Consider the following 2,343-nt stretch of genomic DNA (forward strand, 5'->3'; position numbering starts at 1 on the left):
GGCTGCACGTTTGCGGGAACCGTCATGCTGTTGTTTCTGCCGGCGGATGCCGATGGGCTGCGCTTGGTTGGTATCCTGCTGACGGGCTTTGGAAGCGCCGTTCTTTTGGTAGGCTTGGGGATGAAGTTTGCGCGGCTTGGGCCTCAGGCCCTGTTGGTGAACGTGGCGCTGGCCTTGCTGGTCGCCTCGCTTCTCGATAGTCTGCTCCTGGTCTTGCCGGGCGAGGTGCAGTCGATGGCGGTTGCCCTAATGCCGGTCGTTTGCATCGTTTTTCTCGTGTTCGGGCAGAGAGGCCCGCAAGATTTGTCCGACGTTCCCTGCGAGCGGGACGCAAGTAGCCGGAGCAGGCGCGGCTTCGTGGTGCGCGTGATCGCCCTGCCGCTTGCCGTCGGTTTGTCTTACGGCCTGATGCAGCGACTGACGGCAGGCTCCTATGTATTGACATCGGTAGAGGCGAATGCGGCCACGATCCTCTCGTTCTTCGTTTCGGCGGTCTTTATCGGCCTTGCGGCCTTGTTCTTCGAGCCAGCTCGCTTGACCAAGCTCGTCTGCTTTGCCGCCATTCCGCTCATCGGTATCGCGTTCGTCATGCTCCCTCTCTTTGAAAGCGCCCGCGAAGCGGCCCAATCAATCTGCATCGTAGGGTTCAACAGCTTCTATTTCATGGTGTGGGCGCTTTGGGCGGACGGCCGCGAAGGCGATGCCCTGGAGAAGCGATTCGCCCTGGGCCTTTTCGTGCTCGTGGCGGCAGAGTCAATGGGATCGGTTCTGGGACTTTCGATTATCGGGGTGTTGGGGGAGTCGGGGCAGGCGCTTGCTGTCGTGTCCCTGATCGTCGTGTACCTGCTGCTTATGGCGGGCATATTCTCCTTCAGTCGATCGGAGGGTGCTCGATCGCAGCAGCCTGAGGCTTTTAGCGCAAAAAGGGAGCCTTTGATGCCGGGTCTGGCCGATCGCGAACTTGTCCTCGAGGTGTGGGCGACCCGCTACGGGCTTTCCGCGCGCGAGACGGAGGTGTTCGCCTTGCTGGCCAAGGGACGCAACCGCGCTGCTATTTCCAAGGCGCTGTTCGTATCCGACAACACGACGCGCACCCACATGAAGAGCATCTACCGAAAGCTGGGCATCCATTCCCACCAAGAGCTCATCGACTTGCTGGAGCAGCAAGAGGGGAAGTCGGGCGAATAGCTGCTTCGGCAGTGAAGACGGGTTGGAGGGTGAAAAAGCGGCAGGCCGTCAAGGGAGGCCAACGGCCCGCCGTTCGAAGAAGGGCAGGTTTATGCCTCCGACTCGTTCAGGGCGTTCTCTGCGGCGCTGCGTCCGAAGGCGAGTGTCGCAAGGATGCCGGTACCCGTTCCGGGGTAGTACGATCCCATGAAGCCTCCCGCGACCTGGCCGGCAGCGTAAAGATGGGAAATGGCCTCGCCTTCGGTATCGATCACCTGGGACTTTGTGTTGATCTTGAGGCCTCCGAGGGCCCCGAGGCTGTAATCGTAACTGCGTGTTGCGTAGTAGGGCGGCGTGTCGATGGCCTCGAGCCCGCAGGCGCGGCTGGGGAATTGGCTGTCGGCCTTTTCGGGCGCGGCCATGTCGGTGTTCCAAGTATCGAGAGCGGCTTTCACGTTTTTGGAGGGAACGCCCATCTGGGCGGCGAGATCCTCGATCGTCTCGGCCTTAACCACCGACCCGTCGGCGATTTCCTTGGAGAAGTCGTCGCTCAGGGGGCTCACGCCGCCGACGGCCGCACCGGTGAGCGCCGCTGCCTTTGCGTCGAAGACACCCCACGCGATATGGTCCTCCTGGGCGAACACGTTGCGTAGCACCCAGGCGTAGTGGTCGGACTCGCTGACGAAGCGGCGTCCGTACTTGTTCACAAGGATGCCCGGTACTTCGGGCACGCCCGGAAGCGTCGGCGTTCCGCCGATGTTGTTGGACAGGCCGATGAAGCCGCCCATGCCGTCGAGGGCGGCACCGACCGACATGCCCATGCGGATGCCGTCGCCGGTGTTGGTGGCCGCTGTGAGCGCCCTCCCGTCCTTGAGGACCTGCACCATGTGGTAGTTGAAGGCTTGGGCCATCTCTTCGCTGCGGTCGTAGCTGCACGTTGCCAAGATGACGGCTTTCTTGCCGCGATAGCGTTTCTTGTCGTCTGCCAGCACGCCGGTGACGATGCCGTCGGCGTTCTGCACGAGGCGCGTGGCTGCTGTCTTGTAGACGAACTCCACACCGGTATCTTCAGCTGCCTTGAGCAGGGCGGCGACGTGGGCTTGGCCGTACATGAGGTCGTTCTCGTCGGTACCGGCAAGATGGATGCGGGGAAGCGTGACTTCGGCATCGACATTG

The 2,343-nt window shown here is 62.1% G+C and carries 2 protein-coding genes; one reads left to right on the forward strand and one right to left on the reverse strand.

The genetic code is table 11. From position 1 onward, the window contains the following. Positions 1 to 1,188: LuxR C-terminal-related transcriptional regulator (locus RR842_RS14010; RefSeq protein WP_332730196.1), on the forward strand; the 1,188-nt coding region annotated here is incomplete at its 5' end. Between the two features lie 89 nt (positions 1,189 to 1,277). On the opposite strand, the gene RR842_RS14015 is transcribed toward RR842_RS14010, so the two are convergent. Then, positions 1,278 to 2,343, reverse strand: a 1,066-nt coding sequence (locus RR842_RS14015; RefSeq protein WP_332730197.1) for an FAD-binding protein, incomplete at its 5' end; no start/stop codon positions are given.

This window comes from Gordonibacter sp., from assembly GCF_036667095.1.
Taxonomy (GTDB): Bacteria; Actinomycetota; Coriobacteriia; order Coriobacteriales; family Eggerthellaceae; genus Gordonibacter.